The sequence below is a fragment of the Corynebacterium sp. USCH3 genome, from assembly GCF_037619475.1.
Classification (GTDB): Bacteria; Actinomycetota; Actinomycetes; order Mycobacteriales; family Mycobacteriaceae; genus Corynebacterium.
The window spans coordinates 171,830-191,241 of the sequence record NZ_JAQPZT010000001.1 but is presented as its reverse complement, the minus strand read 5'-3'; the positions used below and the strand labels follow the sequence as shown (position 1 = coordinate 191,241).

Annotated in this window: 20 protein-coding genes; 4 read left to right on the top strand and 16 right to left on the bottom strand. The window is 67.9% G+C overall.

The genetic code is table 11. From position 1 onward, the window contains the following. The first annotated feature begins 7 nt into the window (after nucleotides 1-7). The 4 genes from ligA to PQI66_RS00905 all read left to right on the top strand — a co-directional run bounded on the left by ligA (nucleotide 8) and on the right by PQI66_RS00905 (nucleotide 4,672). Nucleotides 8-2,074 (top strand): NAD-dependent DNA ligase LigA, encoded by a 2,067-nt coding sequence (gene ligA / locus PQI66_RS00920; RefSeq protein WP_339995294.1) that lies wholly within the window; start codon nucleotides 8-10, stop codon nucleotides 2,072-2,074. Between the two features lie 45 nt (nucleotides 2,075-2,119). Beyond that, complete coding sequence (locus tag PQI66_RS00915) at nucleotides 2,120-2,563, top strand: acetyltransferase (protein ID WP_339995292.1); 444 nt, start codon at nucleotides 2,120-2,122, stop codon at nucleotides 2,561-2,563. A 132-nt stretch (nucleotides 2,564-2,695) separates the two neighbouring features. Next, nucleotides 2,696-4,279, top strand: a complete 1,584-nt coding sequence (locus tag PQI66_RS00910; RefSeq protein WP_339995291.1) for an ABC-F family ATP-binding cassette domain-containing protein — start codon at nucleotides 2,696-2,698, stop codon at nucleotides 4,277-4,279. A 57-nt stretch (nucleotides 4,280-4,336) separates the two neighbouring features. After that, nucleotides 4,337-4,672: an antibiotic biosynthesis monooxygenase family protein gene (locus PQI66_RS00905; RefSeq protein WP_339995289.1), complete on the top strand. Its 336-nt coding sequence runs from the start codon at nucleotides 4,337-4,339 to the stop codon at nucleotides 4,670-4,672. 103 nt (nucleotides 4,673-4,775) lie between these two features. Here the strand turns inward: PQI66_RS00905 and PQI66_RS00900 are convergent, their stop codons facing one another. The 16 genes from PQI66_RS00900 to PQI66_RS00825 all read right to left on the bottom strand — a co-directional run bounded on the left by PQI66_RS00900 (nucleotide 4,776) and on the right by PQI66_RS00825 (nucleotide 19,408). After that, on the bottom strand, nucleotides 4,776-5,708 hold the full coding sequence (locus PQI66_RS00900; protein ID WP_339995288.1) for a hypothetical protein: 933 nt from the start codon (nucleotides 5,706-5,708) through the stop codon (nucleotides 4,776-4,778). Further along, complete coding sequence (gene mnmA / locus PQI66_RS00895; RefSeq protein ID WP_339995286.1) at nucleotides 5,705-6,817, bottom strand: tRNA 2-thiouridine(34) synthase MnmA; 1,113 nt, start codon at nucleotides 6,815-6,817, stop codon at nucleotides 5,705-5,707. The genes PQI66_RS00900 and mnmA overlap by 4 nt, the downstream gene beginning before the upstream one ends. Nucleotides 6,818-6,888: 71 nt before the next feature. Next, on the bottom strand, nucleotides 6,889-7,569 hold the full coding sequence (locus tag PQI66_RS00890) for a Fic family protein (protein ID WP_339995284.1): 681 nt from the start codon (nucleotides 7,567-7,569) through the stop codon (nucleotides 6,889-6,891). 99 nt (nucleotides 7,570-7,668) lie between these two features. Continuing rightward, the gene (locus PQI66_RS00885; protein WP_339995283.1) at nucleotides 7,669-7,977 is read right to left on the bottom strand and encodes a hypothetical protein; all 309 of its coding nucleotides are present in this window, start codon (nucleotides 7,975-7,977) and stop codon (nucleotides 7,669-7,671) included. A gap of 149 nt (nucleotides 7,978-8,126) precedes the next feature. After that, nucleotides 8,127-9,308 (bottom strand): cysteine desulfurase family protein, encoded by a 1,182-nt coding sequence (locus PQI66_RS00880; protein WP_339995281.1) that lies wholly within the window; start codon nucleotides 9,306-9,308, stop codon nucleotides 8,127-8,129. A 5-nt stretch (nucleotides 9,309-9,313) separates the two neighbouring features. Continuing rightward, nucleotides 9,314-10,936, bottom strand: coding sequence for a cation:proton antiporter (locus PQI66_RS00875; protein WP_339995279.1), 1,623 nt, complete (start codon nucleotides 10,934-10,936; stop codon nucleotides 9,314-9,316). A 196-nt stretch (nucleotides 10,937-11,132) separates the two neighbouring features. Then, the gene (locus PQI66_RS00870) at nucleotides 11,133-12,086 is read right to left on the bottom strand and encodes an electron transfer flavoprotein subunit alpha/FixB family protein (RefSeq protein ID WP_339995277.1); all 954 of its coding nucleotides are present in this window, start codon (nucleotides 12,084-12,086) and stop codon (nucleotides 11,133-11,135) included. Nucleotides 12,087-12,135: 49 nt separating this feature from the next. Next, nucleotides 12,136-12,924, bottom strand: coding sequence for an electron transfer flavoprotein subunit beta/FixA family protein (locus PQI66_RS00865; RefSeq protein WP_339995275.1), 789 nt, complete (start codon nucleotides 12,922-12,924; stop codon nucleotides 12,136-12,138). Nucleotides 12,925-13,085: 161 nt separating this feature from the next. After that, the gene (locus PQI66_RS00860; RefSeq protein ID WP_339995274.1) at nucleotides 13,086-14,327 is read right to left on the bottom strand and encodes a class I SAM-dependent methyltransferase; all 1,242 of its coding nucleotides are present in this window, start codon (nucleotides 14,325-14,327) and stop codon (nucleotides 13,086-13,088) included. Further along, nucleotides 14,324-15,178, bottom strand: a complete 855-nt coding sequence (locus PQI66_RS00855; RefSeq protein ID WP_339995965.1) for an NUDIX hydrolase — start codon at nucleotides 15,176-15,178, stop codon at nucleotides 14,324-14,326. The genes PQI66_RS00860 and PQI66_RS00855 overlap by 4 nt, the downstream gene beginning before the upstream one ends. A gap of 182 nt (nucleotides 15,179-15,360) precedes the next feature. After that, nucleotides 15,361-16,227, bottom strand: coding sequence for an ABC transporter ATP-binding protein (locus PQI66_RS00850; protein WP_339995273.1), 867 nt, complete (start codon nucleotides 16,225-16,227; stop codon nucleotides 15,361-15,363). A 50-nt stretch (nucleotides 16,228-16,277) separates the two neighbouring features. Continuing rightward, on the bottom strand, nucleotides 16,278-17,261 hold the full coding sequence (locus PQI66_RS00845) for a tetratricopeptide repeat protein (RefSeq protein ID WP_339995272.1): 984 nt from the start codon (nucleotides 17,259-17,261) through the stop codon (nucleotides 16,278-16,280). A gap of 11 nt (nucleotides 17,262-17,272) precedes the next feature. Then, entirely contained in the window at nucleotides 17,273-17,593 is a 321-nt protein-coding gene (locus tag PQI66_RS00840; RefSeq protein WP_339995271.1) for a hypothetical protein, read from the bottom strand. Between the two features lie 16 nt (nucleotides 17,594-17,609). Beyond that, a complete protein-coding gene (gene nucS / locus PQI66_RS00835) occupies nucleotides 17,610-18,311 on the bottom strand; it encodes an endonuclease NucS (RefSeq protein WP_339995269.1) in 702 nt (233 codons plus the stop codon). A gap of 51 nt (nucleotides 18,312-18,362) precedes the next feature. Continuing rightward, nucleotides 18,363-18,818: a DUF2550 domain-containing protein gene (locus PQI66_RS00830; protein WP_339995267.1), complete on the bottom strand. Its 456-nt coding sequence runs from the start codon at nucleotides 18,816-18,818 to the stop codon at nucleotides 18,363-18,365. A 215-nt stretch (nucleotides 18,819-19,033) separates the two neighbouring features. After that, nucleotides 19,034-19,408, bottom strand: a complete 375-nt coding sequence (locus PQI66_RS00825) for a F0F1 ATP synthase subunit epsilon (protein ID WP_339995265.1) — start codon at nucleotides 19,406-19,408, stop codon at nucleotides 19,034-19,036. Nucleotides 19,409-19,412: the final 4 nt, after the last annotated feature.

Below are 19,412 nucleotides of genomic sequence, written 5' to 3'. Positions count from 1 at the left end.
GGCCCGTGTGACTGACACATCCGAGCACACGTCAGAGCAGACTCCTGCCCAGCGCTGGGCCGATCTGGCCGCCGACATCCGCCGGCACCGCGAGCTGTACTACTACGAAGCCCCGGAGATCTCCGACGCCGACTTCGACGCGATGATGCGCGAGCTCCAGGAGCTGGAGGCGACCCACCCTGAGGTTGTCCAGGGCACCAGCCCCACCCGGGAAGTCGCACCGTCCCCGGAGAATTCACCGTTCCGCAACGTGGACCACCGCGAGCCGATGCTCAGCCTCGACAACGTCTTCAGTCTCGACGAGATGCGGGAATGGCTGATCCGTACACCGGCACCGACCTATCTCACCGAGCTGAAGATCGACGGCGCCTCCATCGACCTGCTCTACGTCGACGGCCGTCTCGAGCTCGCGCTCACCCGTGGTGACGGGGTGACCGGGGAGGACGTCACGCACAACGCCCGCACCCTCGCCGACATTCCGGACCAGCTCACCGGCACCGACGAGTTCCCGGTGCCCGGTCTGGTGGAGATCCGCGGCGAGATCTTCATCACCGTCGACGACTTCGCGACGATGAACGCCGACCGCCAGGCAAAGGGCAAGAAGATGTTCGCCAACCCCCGGAACGCCGCTGCCGGCGCCATGCGACAGAAGAACCCCGACGAGACCGCCAAACGTCCTCTCCGCCTGATCTGCCACGGCATCGGCGCGCGCGCGGGGTTCGAGCCGGCCAGTCAGCACGACGGGTACCGCGCCATCGACGCGTGGGGCCTGCCCGTCAGCCCGTACACCCGCCAGGTGCACTCCGTCGACGAGGTGCTCGACGCCGTCACCTACTGGGGCGAGCACCGGCACGAGGCCGCCCACGAGATGGACGGGCTCGTCGTCAAGATCGACGACGTCGCCGAACAGCAGGACCTCGGCGCCACGAGTCGCGCCCCTCGCTGGGCGATCGCCTACAAGTACCCGCCCGAGGAAGCGGTGACCACCGTGGAGTCCATCCGTGTGGGCATCGGGCGCACCGGTCGGGCAACCCCCTACGCCGTGATGACCCCGACCTACGTGGCCGGCTCCACCGTCACCATGGCCACCCTCCACAATGCCACCGAGGCACACCGCAAGGGGGTCAGGCTCGGCGACCGTGCCATGATCCGGAAGGCCGGCGAAGTCATCCCCGAGGTCCTCGGCCCGGTGGAGACCGCGCGTACCGGCGAGGAACGGGAGTACGTCTACCCGTCGCTGTGCCCGGAATGCGGCACCCCGCTGTCCCCCACCAAGGACGGTGACGCGGACTGGCGCTGTCCCAACACCCGATACTGCCCCGGCCAGCTGCAGAACCGTCTGAACTATCTCGCCGGGCGGGGTGCATTCGACATCGATGCGCTCGGCGAGCGGGCCGCCCACGACCTGATCGCCTCCGGCGTACTGCCGGACGAGGGCCACCTGTTCTCGCTCACCGCCGACACCCTGGCGACGACCCGCGCCTACACCACCAAGGCCGGCACACTGAACAAACAGGGCGAGGTTCTGCTCGCCAACCTGGAGGAGGCCAAGACCGTCGACCTGTGGCGGGTCATCACCGCCCTGTCCATCCGGCATGTCGGGCCGACCGCGGCCAAGGCGCTCGCGGCGAAGCTCCAGTCCGTCCCGGTCATCGAGGACACCTCCGTAGAGGAGATGGCCGAGATCGACGGAGTCGGCAGCATCATCGCACAGTCGGTCGAGGACTGGTTCGCCGTCGACTGGCACCGGGAGATCGTGGACGCCTGGGCCGCCGCCGGGGTCCGTATGGAGCAGTTCGTGGAGGTTTCCGACCTGCCGGAGCAGACCCTCGACGGTCTGACGATCGTCGTCACCGGGTCCCTGGTGAACTTCGACCGCACGGAAGCCAAGGAGGCCGTGGAGTCCCGGGGCGGAAAGGCGTCCGGGTCAGTGTCGAAGAAGACCGACTTCGTCGTCGCCGGCGAGAAGGCCGGATCGAAGCTGAAGAAGGCGGAGGATCTCGGTGTACCGGTCCTCGACGAAGAGGCGTTCGGGACGCTCCTGGCGGAAGGCCCGGACGCGGTCCGGCGGTGACCACCGCGGACAAGCTCGTTGCGACGTCCCGGTAGGGTGACCTCCATGAACTCGTCCCTTCGCCGCGCCACCGTCCCCGACGACTACCCGCGTCTGGTGGAGGTCTGGCGCAGTGCGGTCGATGCGACCCATGATTTCCTCGCGTCCGCCGACCGCACGGCGATTGAGGCAGAGCTGATCCCCTCCTACTTCCCGAACGTCACGCTCCACGTGGTGGAGCAGAACGGCCGCATCGTCGGATTCTCCGGCGTCGCCGGGACCATGCTGGAGATGCTGTTCGTCGACGCAGGGGCCCGTGGCGCCGGCGTCGGGACAACGCTGCTCCACCATGCGGTCAGCCGGCTCGGAGTGACCCTGGTAGACGTCAACGAACAGAACGACCACGCTGTCGGCTTCTATCTGCACCAGGGTTTCTCAGTCACCGGACGTAGCGAGTTCGACGGAGACGGTCGACCCTACCCGCTCCTGCACCTGTCAACGGCCCCTTGACCGGTGCCCCGACACAGTCTAGCCTCAGCCGCATGATCATCTACGTCTCCCACCACACGCCACTGCCCGTGCGCTGACGTCGTAGAGCCCCGCCTCCACAGTCAGCGCGACCGCTGCCCCTGGGAGGCCACCGTGTCATCCACGACATCCACACCATCTACACAGAACTGTGTCGTCCTCGACGACCTCACCCTCACCTGGCCGGACGGCACCAGCGTCCTCGACCACCTCACCGGCGCATTCCCGGCGGGACGCACCGGCCTGACCGGTGCGAACGGCACCGGAAAGTCCACCCTGCTGCGTGTCATCACCGGCCAGCTCTCCCCCACCTCCGGGCACCTCTCCGCCCCGGGCACCGTGGGGTACCTGTCGCAACGCCTCACCCTCGACGTCGACGCCACGGTCGCCGACCTGCTCGGCGTTCGCAGCATAGTCGACGCCCTCACCGCGATCGAGCACGGCAGCACCGACCCGTCCGACTTCGACACGGTCGGTGAGGACTGGGACATCCGTGAGAGGTGTCTCGCAGACCTCGCCTCTGCAGGCGTTGAGGGCCTCGACGAGACCGACCTCACCCGACGCATCGGCACCCTGTCAGGTGGACAGACCGTGCTCACCGCCTTGTTCGGCCTGTGCCGGACCCGGCACGAGGTCGTCCTGCTCGACGAGCCGACGAACAACCTCGACCGTCGGGCCCGGGAGTATCTCCACGACGCCGTCACCGACCACATGTCATGGGCTCCGACCCTCATCGTCGCCAGCCACGACATGGAGTTGCTTGACCTCATGGACCACACCGCCGAGCTGCACCATGGGTCGCTGACCATGTTCGGCGGACCGTACTCGGCCTACCGTGAGCACCTGGCACGTCGGCAGGCCGCCGCCGAACAGGCGCTCAGCACCGCAGAGCAGGCGCTGAAGTCCGAGGAGCGCCAGCGCATCGAGGCGCAGACCACGCTGGCCCGTCGCCGGAGCTACGCGAGGAAGGACTTCGCGAACAAGCGGCGTCCCAAGGCGATCATGAACAACCGGAAGCAGGAGGCACAGGTCAGCGCGGGAAAACTCCGCACCGAACTGGACCAGAAGGTCAATGCGGCGCAGTCGCGGGTCGAGACGCGTGCCGCCGAGGTACGGCGGGACGACCACGTCCGCGTCAACCTCCCGGATCCGGACGTGCCCGCCGGACGCGTCATCGCCGAGATCCCGCTCGGTGGACGTGACCATGTGCTGCGCGGGCCGGAGCGTGTCGCGATCACCGGAGCCAACGGGTCCGGCAAGACCCGGCTGCTCGAGGACCTGCTCGCCGGCCGCCGCGGCGTCCTGCACACCGACCAGGTAGGCTACCTGCCGCAACGCAGTGACCACCTGGACGAGGACGACAGCATCATCGACGCCGTACGGACCGCCGCACCGGCCGCCGACCCACAACAGGTCCGGGCTGACCTCGCGCGGTTCCTGTTCACCGGGGACGCAGTACATCGACGTGTCGGCGACCTCTCCGGCGGTGAACGGTTCCGGGTGTCACTCGCCCGGTTGCTGCTGGCGACCCCGCCGAACCAGCTGCTCATCCTCGACGAGCCGACCAACGACCTGGACCTGGTGACGGTCGACACGTTGGTGGACGCCCTGGCGTCCTACCGGGGCGCGCTCATCGTGATAAGCCACGACGAGGTGCTGCTCGACCGGTTGGATACCCACCAGGCGTCCCTCCGCTAGCCGGCGGTAGGCTCGCGGACGATAGTCCCTTCATCCCCGTCAAAGGAGCCACTTTCCGTGTCTGTCGTGAAGATCAACGCCATCACCGTGCCCGAGGGGGCCGGGCCCGAGCTGGAGAAGCGTTTCGCCGCCCGCGCCCACACCGTGGACAACTCCCCCGGGTTCGAGGGCTTCCAGCTGCTGCGCCCCACCGCCGGCGAGGAGCGTTACTTCGTGGTCACCACCTGGGCCACCGAGGAGGACTTCAAGGCCTGGGCCGCGGGTCCGGCGAAGGCCGCCCACAGCGGTCCCCACGGTGGCGAGGGCAAGAAGCCCGTGGCCTCCGGCGCTACCCTGCTGGAGTTCGAGGTCGTAGACCTCGAGGCCCTCGCCGTAGGGCAGGACTCCGAGTAGACCACTCGTAGTAACCCCTCCCGGGACAAACACTCCTGGGTGGTCTGAGCGCGTGAAACCACCGAAAAGTGTTTGTCCCGGCGTCATGCCGTCAGCGGCGCATTCAGTTGCGGTGCAGCAGCGCCGCCGCACCCCGTACCGTGTGGGCCAGTTCCGCCGCCGAGCCGGGCGTCAGCACACCGTCTCCGACCGCGACCAAGTCGATCTGCGGTTCCGGCGTGGCCACGTCGAAAGTCCACTGCCGCCAGGTCCGGATCACCGAATGGGCGATGTCCTCACTGGACCGGGTGTCGTCCACCCGCCAGGCGATCGCGGAGCCACCGTCGATCAACCGGGCGACCTCGTCGGTCAGGGTATCCACGACCAGGGTGTCCGCACCGGTGTGCGGTAGCTCGGGCCACTGCAGCCCGCTGTCCAGGACCACGGCCCGGTCCGAACCTCCACGCACCTGGTCGATGAAACGCCTATCCACGTTCAGTGCGATCTCCCGGTCGACCTGCATTGTCTCGAACTCCGTGGCCCCCTCCAGCCGGGAGGTCACCTCCCCGAGCCGTCGCTCGTGCACGTGGACCACGGTGGCTCCTACCGCATCGCAGAACTCACGCACCCCCTCGCCCAGGGCCAGGGACACGTCCCGGAACGCCGGACGGTCGAAGCACAGCGGGTGCCCGCGGTACTCCGCCGACGCGCCGAACGTCCACGGCCCGGAGACGTGCACCATCAGCCGATCGGCACCCGGGATCACCTCGGCGACGATGTCGGTCAGCTCGTGCTGCCGTCCCAGGAACGCCCGGGCGTCCAGGGTCTTGCCCGGTGCGACCTCCCAGCCCCGCGCGTGGGAGCGAAGGTAGGGGCCGCCGACCAGCAGGCCCATCGCCGCCGTCGACGGCAGCAGGTCCCCGTGTGGCAGGCTCAGCGGTGGGACGACACCGACGTCCTCGTCGACGTCGCGGGTGCGTCGGGAGGCGGCGGCGAGTGCGGCACGCAGGTCGACATGGTCGGTCTGCACATCTTCCCACCAGGCGAAGCGGGTCACGCAGAGCGCTCCGCGGCAGAGAGTTCGTCCACCCAGGGCGCGGTGGCGCAGATCGTCCCCGAACCGATGAGGACGTCCCCCTCGTCGTCCGGCAGGTACACCACCGCTGCCTGACCCCGGGCCACGCCACGTAGGGGCTCATGGAGCTCGAGTTCCACGGCCTCCGCAGTCAGGGTGGCGGTCGCCGGAACCACTCCGCCGTGGGCACGGACCTGGACGTCGCACTCGAAGGTGCTGCCGTGCTTCGTCGGATCCAGGCGCTTGAGCCGGTCGGCCGTGATGTGGCCGACACGCAGATCCTCCCGTCCTCCGACGGTGACCGTTCCCGTGGCCGCGTCGATGTCGGTGACGTACCGAGGCTGCCCATCCGCGGCGGGACCCGCCACCCCGAGTCCCTTACGCTGGCCGATGGTGAAGCCGTAGACACCGTCGTGCTCGGCGAGCGTCTCTCCGTCGACGGACTTCACCATCCCGGGGCGCAGCCCGATCTGGCTGCCCAGGAACGCCTGGGTGTTGCCATCGGGGACGAAGCAGATGTCGTGGCTGTCCGGCTTGGAGGCCACGCCCATGCCCAGGTCCTTGGCCTCGGCGCGGATCTCCGGCTTGATGGTGTCGCCCACGGGGAAGATGCAGTGCGCCAACTGCTCGTCGTCGAGCACGCCGAGCACATAGGACTGGTCCTTGTTGTCGTCGATGCCGCGGCGCATGACCCCGTCGTGCAGCCGGGCGTAGTGCCCGGTGACCACGGCGTCGAAGCCCAGGGCGATGGAACGGTCCAGCAGCGCCTCGAACTTGATCTTCTCGTTGCAGCGCAGGCACGGGTTCGGGGTCTCGCCGATCTCGTAGGACTCCACGAAGTTGTCGATGACGTCGGCCTTGAAACGGTCCGAGAAGTCCCACACGTAGAACGGGATGCCCAGGGAGTCACAGACGCGGCGAGCGTCGGCGGAGTCCTCCAGTGAGCAGCATCCGCGCGAGCCCGCGCGCACCGCCTCCGGGGACTGGCTCAGCGCCAGGTGGACGCCGACGACCTCGTGGCCGGCCTCCAGCGCACGCGCCGCCGCCACCGAGGAATCGACGCCACCGCTCATCGCTGCGACTACCCGCATTCTTCCCGTCACCCTCCTGAAGTACCGCCTGCAGAACAGCCCTTCACCCTACACCGTGGGTGCGTCACCGGTCATCTCCGCTCAGTTGCCACGTCCCCGTCAAGTCCAAGCGCCTGCTGGCCGGCCGGAGGCAACCGGAATCGCAGGGGTTTTGCCGAGGTCTCCTCCACGAACTGCTGGTCCACCAGGACCTTGGTGTGTTTACGGACCGTCGCCTTCGACTTCTCCATCGACTGCGCCAGGGATTCCAGTGTGATGCATCCGTCAGGTTCGAACAACCGGACCTGGCCGAGGATGAACAGGAGCGCCGGCTGATCCTTCGACAGGTCCTCCATCGCCTGAACCCGGTGGAACAGCTCGCCGACCTGTTCCAACCTGTGGTCAAGGTCAGAGCACAGGCGGGACTGTGCCTCGACAAGGATCTCCAGCATCCGGGTGATGAACACAGTGGCGTCTCCCCGGTTCATCGGCTCCTCGGCATCCTGGAATGCCGTGTAATACCGCTCCCTGTTGTCCGCGATGGTCGTGGACATGGACAACCAGGCGATCGGTGACAGACTCCGACTCAGGTCCAGTGCCAGCAGATATCTGCCGGTCCGGCCGTTACCGTCATAGAAGGGGTGGACACTCTCGAAGATCAGGTGGGCGGCAACAGCGCGCACCAGGTGGGGCACTGAGTCGTCATTGTTCTGCCGGAGCATCTCAGCCAGCCCCGAATCGATGGAGTCCTCCCCCAACACTCCCCGATGCACAACCTTCTGACCGGAGACTATCTGGACGGGCCCTGCCCGGAACCGGCGCCGATCAGTCTCAGTGACTCCCTGCACCGCGTCCAGGACTTCGGCGATCTCCTACCGCGTGGAGTACACGGATTCAATGTCGTTGGTGGCGTGGATCTCCTCGATGATCATGGACCGGAGGTAAAGCCGCTGCACTCCCGTCGACATGCTCGACCAGGCGTTCCTGGCCCTGTTCTCCAGCTTGATGATCCTTTCGATACTCACCGTAATCTCCGGTGTCATCAGGCAGAACATGGTGCAGTCGCCCAGTCGGAAGTTCCAGTGCACCGCCGACGGCGAGGCGCGCCGCGCCTGTTCCTCCCGGTCCGCCACAGCCTGGTTCCTCTGATGGAAGATGGACGTGAGTGTCCGGTAGCTCATCGACCTATCTCCTCGTCACGTCAGTTGTCGACAGATAGACCGCCGGTTGACCGACGCTATCTGTCAATATCGGTCATTTTTATCACATAGCCGGGGAACTCTGCGCCGCTATGTGTCGATCCGTCCCCATGCGGCCACTTAACGCGTCCTCACGCCATCCCCGCGGCCCGCGCCTGATCGACGACGCCGGGCAGCAGGGCGCACAACCGATCGACGTCCCCGGCCGTGGTGCACGTGCCGAAGGTCAGCCGTAGCGCGCCGCGGGCGACGTCGGCCGGGACCCCCATCCCAGTGAGCACGTGGCTGGCCCGGTTCACCCCGGCCGAGCACGCCGACCCCGTCGACGCGTCGACCCCGGCGACGTCCAGCAGCATGATCAGGCTGTCTCCCTCGGCCCCGGGGAACGCCACGTGGACGTGTCCCGCCAGCGCCCCGCCGACCGGGTCGGTGTAGATCTGCGCCCCCGGGATCGACCGGACGACCGCGAACACCTTCTCCCTCAGAGCTGACAGCCGACGCTGCTCCTCCTCCATCTCCCCCACCGCAGCGGCCAGCGCGGCCGCGGTTCCGGCCGCCCCCTGCGGGTTGGCCGTCCCCGACCTGACTCCTCGCTCCTGGCCGCCACCCCGCAGCGGGCTGACCAGCGCGGCGTCCCGCCGAGCGAGCAGGATACCCATCGACTTCGGGCCACCGAACTTGTGCGCGCTCGCGGCGAGCGTGGCACTGCCGAGAGTGTGGAAGTCGACCGGCTGATGACCGACAGCCTGGACCGCGTCGACGTGCAACGGCACCCCGGCGGCAGCGGCACGCTCCGACAGCGTATGGACGGGCTGCAGGTTGCCGGTCTCGTTGTTGGCCCACATGCAGGTCACCAGCGCATCGGTGGAGGGGTCGAGCCCGGGCATCGCGTCCACCCGGACCCGTCCGGATCCGTCGACGACCAGGGCAACGTGGTCGAACAGGGTGCTCCCGCCACCGAGCAGGTCTCCGCACAACCAGTCCACGGTCTCGACGACGGCGGGATGCTCGGTCGCCGCCGAGAGAATCCGACGCGCCGCCGGCCCCCGGGTCTTCCTGGCACCGAACGCCAGCCCCTGAACAGCGAGATTGTCTGATTCAGTGCCCGAGGCGGTGAAGAGGACTTCCGCACGGTCCGCCCCCAGCAGCTCTGCGACGCGGTCCCGTGCGTCCTCCAGGACCCGTTGGGCATGACGTCCCGACGCATACTGCCCGGCGGGGTTCACCAGCGCCGCGGTCTGCGACACCGCGTCCACCGCCTCCGGACGCATGGGTGCGGTGGCGGCATGGTCCGCGAAGATTCTGTGTGTCACGGTCGTCACTTCTCCTCGGGGAAGGCCAGCAGACGCCGGTCGAGTTCCCGCATCTTCTCTCCGATCACTTCCGGGTCCACGCCCTTCCGGAACTTCGCGGCGGCCAGGCTTCGTTGTGCGGCGAACATGGCGTCACGCCTGACCTCCAGCGCCTTGCGTCCCAGCTCCCGGTTGCGGTCGCGTCGTCGCCTCAGTATCTCGGACTCGGTGCTCCCGGCGTCCTCGGCAGTGTCGTCGGCGCTGTCGTCGGAGCTGTCGTCCAACGTGGAGGACGACCGCACCAGAGCCAGCCGCTCCTCGATCCGCGCCGCCTGCTCCGGTGACAGCCCGTCGGCCATCTTCGTCCGGACCACGTCCAGGCCGGCCCGGTAGGCCTCGTCGAGCGCCTCCTCCGTCAGCTTGTCATCCAGGTCCTGGAGTCCGCGGTGTTCCCGGAGATAGGTCGTCAAGGCGGGCAGCGTGAGCCCCGGTATCACCATCGTGCACAGCAGCACCACGAAGGCGACGATCGTGAACTCGTCCCGCAGCGGGAAGTCGACCGGGTTGAGTGACAGCACCAGCGCAAACGTCACCAGCCCTCGCATGCCGGACCAACTGAGCAGGATGACGTCGGTGAACCGGATCGGCGCACGGTACCGCCCACGCTTGGTCCGGTTGACCCTCAGCAGCCACGACATCCACAGGAAACGGACGATGATCAGCACGGCCGAGATGACCAACCCCCACCAGACGGGGTTGAGGTGGTCGGTCTGGTCGTCGATGATCGCGTCGCGGACGTTCATCCCCATCAACCCGAAAGCCAGTCCGGTGACCAGCAGTTCAGTGACCTCCCAGAACGCTGAGCCGGTCAACCGTGAGTCGGCTGCCGTCGCATCCGTCCTCGACGTCAACTCCACGGCGGCGACGACGACGGCGATCACACCGGAGACCTGCAGTTCCTCGGCGACAAGGTAGACCATGAACGGCAGGACCCAGGTAAAGGCGTTGCCCGCGACCGGGGAGTCGAGCCACCCCAGTACAAGCGACGACCCCCGACCCACCAGCCACCCCAGGATCACCGCACCCACGGCGCTGTAGATGAACGCCCCACCGGCCTCGAACCAGTGGATGTCGTCGTGGAACTCGGCCGCCGTGATCGCCGCACTGAAGATGACCAGTGACGCCGCATCGTTGAACAGACCTTCGGACTGCAACGAGCCGATGATCCTGCGCGGGATCCCTGCCGGCTCCGCGACCGCCTCGACCGCCACCGGATCCGGCGGGGCCACGGCCGCGGCCAGGGCAAGCGCCGACACCAGTGCCACACCGGGGATGATCAGCATGGTGACGCCGGTGACCACTGCCACCGTGGTGAACACCAGCCCCACCGACAGGCTGAGGATGGTCCGCCACTGGTCACGGAACATCCCCCACGACGTCCGCCGGGCCAGTGCCCACAGCAACGGCGGGAGGAAGAGCGGGAGGATCAGTTCCGGTTCGATCCAGACTGTGGGAGTGCCCGGGATGAACATCACCGCGGTGGTGACCAGCAGGAGGAGCACAGGCCACGGAAGACCGATACGGTCCCCCACCCCCACCGTCAGCACGGTGGCAAGCATCAGGAACATGATCACGAAGAGGGTGGTCACGGCACGGTGTCCTTCTCAGTCGGCGTGGGCAGGGCTCGGGCGACGAACGGTGGCGGGCCCCTCCACACGACGAGGACCCGTACTCGATGAGTACGGGTCCTCGTCGTGCCGTGCACGGTGCACCTCACCGGTTCACCGCAGAGTCTACTCTCCGGTACCGGCGCAGATGCCCGGCGGCATCTGCGGCGACGTGTGGCTAACCGCGGGCCTTGAGCGCCTCGGTCGCCTGCGGCGCAACCTTGAACAGGTCGCCGACGACACCGAAGTCGGCGATCTCGAAGATGCCGGCCTCGTCGTCCTTGTTCACGGCGACGATGGTCTTGGACGTCTGCATACCGGCCTTGTGCTGGATGGCACCGGAGATGCCGAGGGCCAGGTACAGGTTCGGGGAGACGGTCTTACCGGTCTGCCCGACCTGGAACTTGCCCGGGTAGTAGTCGGCGTCGACAGCGGCGCGCGATGCACCGACTGCGGCACCGAGGACGTCTGCCAGGGGCTCGACGACGTCGCGGAAGCCCTCAGGGCCGGCGACACCACGGCCACCGGAGACGACGATCTTCGCTTCGGTGAGTTCCGGACGGTCGGCCTTCTCCGCAGGGGAGAAGGAGGTGACCGTCACTGCGGTCGGACCGGCGGCGGGGAGCTCGACGGGCTGCACGGTACCGGCGGCCTCCTGAGGCTCCGGGTCAACGGCACCGGCACGCAGGGTGTACACCGGGGATGCTCCTCCGGCGGTGGACTCCACGGTGAAGTCACCACCGAAGATCGATCCCGTGGCGGAACGGTCGGCGTGGATCTCGATCTGGTCGTACAGCACGCCGGAGGCGACACGGGCGCCGACGCGACCGGCGATCTCGTTGCCTGCGGCACCAGCGGCGATGACCACGGGAACCTGCAGCTGGGCGGCAAGACCGGAGACGGCGTCGACGGAGGGGGTGACGACGTACTTCTCGGCGTCGTCCGACTCAGCGGCGTAGATGGTCTCCGCGCCGCCGGCGGCGAGACCGGCCTGCAGCTTCTCGGCGGTGCCGGGGGCACCGACGACGATGGCGCCGACGGTGCCGAAGGCGCGGGCGGCGGTGATGAGCTCGAGGGTGGAGTTCTTCAGTTCACCCTGCGTGTGCTCGACAAGTACCAGGACGTTGGTCATGGTTGTGAATGTCCTTTCGACAGATTCGTTCTGGGGGAATCGGGGTGAACTAGACGAGCTTCTTCGACACGAGGTACTCGACGAGCTTGTTGCCGCCGTCTCCCTCGTCGGTGATGATCTCGCCGGCGGTCTTCTCCGGCTTCGGGGCCGCATTGGTCACCGAGGTCGATGCCGCTGCCAGGCCGACGTTCTCTGCCGCGACTCCGATGTCAGCGAGGCTGACTTCCTGAATCTTCTTCTTCTTCGCGGCCATGATGCCCTTGAAGACCGCGAAACGCGGGGTGTTCGCCTTCTCCGTGACCGAGACGATGGCCGGCTTCGGAGCTTCCACACTGTAGACGCCGTCCTCGGTGACACGCTCGCCGGAGACCTTGTCGCCGGTGACCTCGAGGGTGCGCAGATGGGTCAGCGCGGGGATCTGGCGGTACTCACTGAGCAGGCCGGGAACCGCGCCCGCGACACCGTCGGTGGAGGCGTTGCCGGCGATGATCAGCTCGATGTCGTCGACGAGGTTGAGTGCGTTGGACAGGGTCCAGGCGGTGCCGAGGGCGTCGGAACCGGCGAGGGCGTCGTCCGTGACGAGGATGGCTTCGTCCGCACCGAGTGACAGCGCCTTGCGCAGCGCGTCCTTGGCGCTGGCAGGGCCGACGGAAAGCACGACGACGTTGCGGTCGCCACCAGCTTCCTTGAGCTGGAGTGCAGCCTCCACGGCGTTCTCGTTGATCTCGTCGAGGACCGCGTCGGCGCTCTCACGATCGAGGGTGAAGTCGTCATCGGTCAGCTTGCGCTCGGAATAGGTGTCCGGCACCTGCTTGACCAGAACCACGATGTTCGACATTCATAGGCCTTCCTGCTTGGGGTGCTTTTCTTCGGTCCGAAGTCTACCTGCGAATCACCGTGATGTACCCCACATGGGGAGATTCTCCCCTGTTACGTCACCTACCCACACCTGTCACCTGCGAGAATACGAGGCCCGCGCCAGAAAACATTTTTTTATCACTACCCCCGCAGGTGTAGTTCCTCGGCGATCAGGGCTGTCGCGGTGTCGCCGATCCGGGTCACCACCACGGTCAGCGCCCGGCCACCGCCGGCACCACGGCCCCGCTTCAACTTCATCTTCCGGCGCAGATCGTCCGGGTCCACGTCAACCCCGCGCACCAGAATCTCCAGCCGACTGCACCCTGTTGCCGCCAGGGCGGCCTTCAGCCTCTTCAGGGGAGCCCGGTCGAGGACCTCGAAGACTCGCTGTCCGGGAAGAAAACCCGGGCCCTGCGGCACCTCCAGCGAGTCACCGGTGAGATAGGCGATGTGCGGATCCAGGCGCCGCCACCCCAACGCCGCGGCGTACTGGCGCACCAGCCCGGCGCGTACCACCGCACCGTCCGGGTCGAGGATGTACCGGCCGACGTCCCCGACCTCCTCTGACTCCGGGTCGTCGGTGGTCAGGACACGACGCTGTCCGGCGCGGAGTACCACGGCACGACGCCGGTGCGTCGCCAGTTCCGGGGTGTACAGGCACGCCTCCTTGACACCACCGTCGACGCTGACGACATCGACCTGCCCGTCCCAGTCGCCGTAGTCGATGCCGGGGGCACATTTCACCGCCATCGCCGATCCACGGTGTGCGGACAGCAGGTCAGGAAGCGGCGGAAGCAGGTCCTTCGGGTCGCGGATCCGGCCCCGTGCCGTCCGTCGTGCCGGGTCGGCGACGACGACGTCGACGGCCCCCGCGGCAAAAGCCGGGTGTACCGCGTCCGCACGGACGAGTCCCACAGTCCCCGCGAGGTCGGCCTGCGCCATGTTGTACCTGGCCATGGCCAACCTCGCGGGGTCGAGGTCACTGCCGACCACCGTCCCGAACCGGCCGGCGAGGTGCTGCAGTTCCGTGCCGACCGAGCAGGTCACGTCGGCAACCACGAGGCCGGCCCCGCTACCGTCTCCACCGCCGGCACCCAGCACGTCGGCGAGGTGGTCGGCGCGCTCGGCGGCCACGACGGCCGGGGTCGCCTGCTGCGCAGAATCACCGCACACCAGCCACCCGGCCGGGACCTTGCCGCCCTGCACCGCCGAGCGCCGTGCCGCGACAAGTTCGCCCAGGGCGCGCGCGTGGTCCCCGTGACGCTCCCGGAGGGCCGTGGTATCACGCACCCGACTCTGCGCCGACCACTCCAGCCCCTCCGCTTCCGCGACGGCGTCCGCATTCTCCGCGAGCCAGCGGACCTCTTCCACGCTGTACGTCACGCGAACGGGGAGGGAGGGAGATCCTCCGGGTCGACGGCGAACTTCATCCCGGGGGCGAACACCCGCTCAGGGTACCCGTACATGCGCGTCTCGAGCAGGTAGTACTCCGCCATGTAGGGTTCGTCGACGGGTTCGCTGCGCACCGGGTCGACCCGGAGTGTCTCGGCGAAGTCGAGGACCTCCCCGACACTGCGGAAGGTGTCGAGCATCTTGAGCTGCGCCCACGTCGGCGGCATCAGGTTGATCTTGCGGTTGCGCCAACCGTCGAGCAACGTCGCCGGCCGGAACCACCCCGTCGACGTCGCTTCGCGGGTGTCTCCGTAGGTCTCCTGGCCGTCCGGCATGGCGGCGACGAAGAACGCCGTGTCGTACCGGATCGGCTGCGATTCCGGGGTCACCCAGTTCGCCCAGGGGCGCAGCAGGTCTCCGCGCAGCACCAGGTCGTGCATGCTGAGGAAGTCCGAGAACGCCAGACGGTGGTGCTCCAACTCCTGCCGGAACGGCAGGTACGGGGTGGTGTCCCTGACCGGCCCGGACCCGTTGTCCGCCGCGTCGCCGGCGTAACCGGCCAACAGTGTTCCGGTCTCCTCGAACGTCTCACGGACCGCCGCGCACACGAGCGCCCGTGCCAGCGCCGGTGTGGTGCCCAGTCGCTCCGACCACCACTGCGTGGACGGCCCCTGCCAACCGATGTCCGGGGAGTCGTGGCCGTCCCCGTCAACGTCACCGGGCATGTCCCGGGCGTCCACCCCGCCACCGGGGAACACCGTCATCTCCGCGCAGAACCGCATGGTGCTGGCACGCTCCTGCACGTACACCTCCGGACCGCTGAGGGTGTCCCTCAACAGCATCAGCGTCGACGCATGACGCGCCGGGGCCGCCGACCCCGACGCAACGCCGCCGGTCGGAATGCCACCACCGTCCGCGCCTCTCCTGCTGTTCGGGCTGCCGTCCACCATGTCCTCCACCATAACCCTTCCCGACCCCTTCCCGTCCCCTTCCCGTCCCCGACGTCCGTCGACGAGTACGCCTGCTAGCGGGCGCGGTGGCTTCCGGCGTTCCTCGTCCGGCGCGCGAAGTACCGGCCGTCGTCCACCGTCAACGAGATCGGCTGATGGTAGGCACGGGTCAGGTTCTCCGAGGTCATCACGTCCTCCAGGAGCCCCTGCGCGACCACCCGGCCCTCATCGAGGATCATCCCGTGGGTGAAGCCCGGCGGAATCTCCTCGACATGGTGGGTGACCATCACCGTGGCCGGGGCGTCGGGATCAGCGGCCAACTCTCCGAGCATCACGACGAGATCCTCCCTGCCCCCCAGGTCAAGACCCGCGCCCGGCTCGTCCAGCAGCAGCAGCTCCGGGTCGGTCATCAACGCGCGTGCGATCAGGACCCGCTTACGCTCACCCTCGCTGAGGCTCTGCCAGGTCTGTTCACCGAGGTGTACCGCACCCATCTGTTCCAGGATCTCCAGGGCACGCAGTTCGTCACCCCGGTCGTAGCGTTCACGCCAACGACCCATCACGTCGTAGCCGGCGGAGATGACGAGGTCAATGACCTTCTCCTCGCCCGGAACCTGGTGCGCGACAGCCGCCGACGACATACCCACCGCAGTGCGCAGTTCCCGGACATCGGTTCTGCCCAGGGTCTCCCCCACGATTCTCGCCGTGCCGGACGACGGGTACTGCCGCGCACCGGCGATCGTCAGCAACGAGGTCTTGCCGGCCCCGTTCGGCCCGATGAGGATCCACCGCTCGTCAACCTCGACCTGCCAGGTCACCGGGTGCAGGACATGGCGCCCGTCACGGACCAGGGCGACGTCGCGGAGGTCCACGACGAGGTCCTCGTCCAACGCGTCGGCGGTGGCGGGAGCAGAGATGATGGTGTCATTCACGCCTCCCATCGTGCCCTATCTGCCGCCGCCGTGGCAGAGCAGGGGTCCCCACGACCCCGTCAGAACAGCGCGGAGGCCATGCGGGTCCGCGCCGCGATGACCTCAGGGTCAGCGGTGTCGTACATCGAGAAGATCTCCAGCAGCCTCGACCGCGCGGCATCCCGCTCCTCACCGGAGGTGACCCGGATGCGCTCGATGAGGGTGTCGAATGCATCGCCCCTGGCACCCGCCAGCAGCAGGTCGTCGATGTCGTCCGAGTCTCCGGACGCGGAACGGTGCAGCAGTACCGCCGTCACCCGCGCGGCCCGCGCCTCGGTCACCGTCTCCGGCTCGGCGGAACTGTCGGCGATGATCCGGTCGTACACTGCGACAGCACCGGTGAAGTCCTCCCGGTCCAGCAGCGTCGCAGCCTCGTCGAAGCGAGGGTCGCCCGGCTCGTCGGTCCCGTCTGCGCCGTCGGTGGCCTCTGCGCCGTCCACCGGCTGGCCCTCACCGTCCGCGGTCTCCGGCAGTCCCGGCAACCGTCCGTCGACGGCGCGGACCACGGCGGCGACGAACTGAGCGATCTGCTCCGGCGGCTGAACCCCTTCGAAGTTGGTCAGTGGCCGTCCGCCGGCCAGGGCGAGCACTGTCGGCACCGCCTGTACCTGCAACGCCTGGGCAATCTCCGGTGTCGCGTCGACGTCGACCTCGCGGAACACCCACTGCACCGGCTCTCCGGAGGTGTCCTGCGCCTCCGCGAGGCGGGTGAACTCCGCGGACATCTCCGCGCACCCCTCGGCACGTTGACTGCCGAGAAGCAGGATCACGGCGACCTGGGTGGACCGCACCACGAGATCCTGTTCGAAACTCTCCGGCGTGACCGATGCACTCCGGGCGATCCGGACGCCGCTCTCCGCCTCCTGCCGGGTCCGCTCAGCAGCACGCTGACGTTGGTCGGCAGCTTCCTTCACTGCGCCGAGGTCCACGGCTCCCGCCGCGAATCGGTTCGGCGCAGCGGGGCCGCCCTGCTGATGGTGTCCAGGATGATTCGGAGTCGTCATGGCGCACTATTCTAGCGCCGACCGGTGCGCCGCCGCTCCCAGCACCCGGTGTGCCAGTGCCGACGTTCGTCGCCACCGCGGTGCGAATCCGGCCAGGCGACGACATGGGCGACGCCGGGCGGGATGTTCTGGTTGCACCCCGGGCAGACGTAGTACTTGACCGCCGCCTGCGCGCCGATCCTGCGGACGAGGTACGACTCCGCCCATCCCGTGGTGCCCCCGGCCCAGGACGGCGCATCTTCCCGGCGGGTACCGAGGTAGGACGCCCCGTCACGACGCAACGCGCGGTCCTGAGAGCCCTTCGACCCTTGTCTCCTGTTCTTCCTCGGCATCGGCGGCGGCAGTCCCTCAGAACAGGCGGAGCTCGTCCGACTCCACCCCGCGCATGGCCTGGTAGTCGAGGGTCACGCAACGGAAACCGCGGTCCTCCGCCAGGGTCTTCGCCTGCGGTTTGATCTCCTGGGCCGCGAAGACCCCCTGCACGGGCGCGAGAAGTTCGTCCCGGTTCAAGAGGTCGACGTACCGGGAGAGTTGTTCGACACCGTCGATGCCCCCGCGCCGCTTGATCTCGACCGCCACCGTCTGCCCGTCGGCGTCACGGGACAGGATGTCGATGGGGCCGATGGCGGTGGGGTATTCCCTCCGCACCAGTGTGTACCCGTCCCCCAGGATGTCGATCTGCTCCGCCAACAGCTCCTGGAGATGCGACTCGACCCCGTCCTTCACCAGGCCCGGATCCTCACCGAGCTCGTGGGCGGTGTCGGAGTACACCGTCCAGACGCGGATGGTGAGCCGCTCCTTCTTGGGGTTCTCCACCGTCCAGACGGCCTGTACCCCCTGCGCCGCCATGTCCTCGGGGACATCGTCAGACTCCGCGACCGAGAGCGTGCAGGGCGGTGTCATCCAGTTGAGCGGCTTGTAGGCCCGGTCATCGGCGTGGATGCTCACGGAACCGTCCGCCTTGACCATGATCAGGCGGTCCGCCTCGGGAAGATGGGCCGCCAGACGGCCCTCGTAGTCGACGGAACAACGGCAAATGACCAAACGCATGGAGAACAGGCTACCCCATCGCCCGTGTCCCCCGGGCCTCTGTCCCCTCCGCTAGCGGATGCCGCGCTTGCGGGCGTCGCGCATGTCCGAGCGGATCATCCGCTCCGACGGTGCCGACTCCAACCAGGAGACCAGCGCGGTGTCCCCCGCGTCGTCGAGAGCCACCTCCCAGGTCTTCGTCCCGTCGAGCAGGGTCATCACATGAAGCTCCGCCTCGAGGAAGGAGGCCTCCCGTTTCGTGATGTCACGCCGGTCCGTGATCTCGGTGTGGTGCCGACTGAGTTGCAGATCCGACTCCGGCCGGACCGAACGGAGTTTGTACACCCTGGCCGTACTGCTCCCGTAGACAAGAACCCCGTGGCGCCAGTGTCTGCCGTCCGGATTCGGAAGGCTCCTGACCACCACGGGGATACCCCGACTGCGGAGAGTGAGGAATCGCGCTCCGGCGATGACACCCCCACAGGCGAACGCGATCACCACGACGGTGACCAGAATGTTCAACAGCACCAGGTACGCCCCTTCTCGGTCGTCATCCGCCGACGGTAGTCGTCCGCCGGGGATTTTGCGCCTCCGAACTTTTCGACGATGTTACCGCCGTCCGGGGGCAGCGCCAAAAGGGAACGACGCCTCGGCGGATGCCACCGACCGCCCTCCCCCGTGACGAACGCCGGGCCGCTCACCTCGTGATGAGGTGACCGGCCCGGCGGCAGGTGCAGCGGCTGTCAGCTCTCCTGCAGACGCTTCACGGCGCGAAGTTCGGACTGTGCCAACTCCCGCTCCTCCTCCGTCGAGGCGTCACGCGAGCGTGCCTCGGCGTCGGCGGTGTCGACCTCATGGGCCCACAGCGCGGAGTCGGCGAGAATGGTGATCTTCTCCGTCGCCACGGACAGGAAACCACCCTGTACCGCGGCGACGAGAGTCTCGCCTTCGGTGGTCCGGATGACCACGACGCCGTTCTCGACCAACTGGCCGAGGAGCGGCTCGTGGCCGGGCAGCACGCCGATCTCGCCCTCGGTGGTCTGTGCGGTGACGGAAGTGGCCGTACCCGACCACAGCTTCCGCTCCACGGCCACCAGTTCAGCGGCAATCTCAGCCATGTGC

Coding starts and splice junctions, on each gene's coding strand:
- PQI66_RS00855 (WP_339995965.1), bottom strand. CDS start 15,178: ATGCTGTTGAGGGACACCCTCAGCGGTCCGGAGGTGTACGTGCAGGAG.
- PQI66_RS00825 (WP_339995265.1), bottom strand. CDS start 19,408: ATGGCTGAGATTGCCGCTGAACTGGTGGCCGTGGAGCGGAAGCTGTGG.
- mnmA (WP_339995286.1), bottom strand. CDS start 6,817: ATGCGGGTAGTCGCAGCGATGAGCGGTGGCGTCGATTCCTCGGTGGCG.
- PQI66_RS00870 (WP_339995277.1), bottom strand. CDS start 12,086: ATGACCAACGTCCTGGTACTTGTCGAGCACACGCAGGGTGAACTGAAG.
- PQI66_RS00865 (WP_339995275.1), bottom strand. CDS start 12,924: ATGTCGAACATCGTGGTTCTGGTCAAGCAGGTGCCGGACACCTATTCC.
- PQI66_RS00850 (WP_339995273.1), bottom strand. CDS start 16,227: ATGGGAGGCGTGAATGACACCATCATCTCTGCTCCCGCCACCGCCGAC.
- PQI66_RS00840 (WP_339995271.1), bottom strand. CDS start 17,593: ATGCCGAGGAAGAACAGGAGACAAGGGTCGAAGGGCTCTCAGGACCGC.
- PQI66_RS00885 (WP_339995283.1), bottom strand. CDS start 7,977: ATGAGCTACCGGACACTCACGTCCATCTTCCATCAGAGGAACCAGGCT.
- PQI66_RS00845 (WP_339995272.1), bottom strand. CDS start 17,261: ATGACGACTCCGAATCATCCTGGACACCATCAGCAGGGCGGCCCCGCT.
- nucS (WP_339995269.1), bottom strand. CDS start 18,311: ATGCGTTTGGTCATTTGCCGTTGTTCCGTCGACTACGAGGGCCGTCTG.
- PQI66_RS00915 (WP_339995292.1), top strand. CDS start 2,120: ATGAACTCGTCCCTTCGCCGCGCCACCGTCCCCGACGACTACCCGCGT.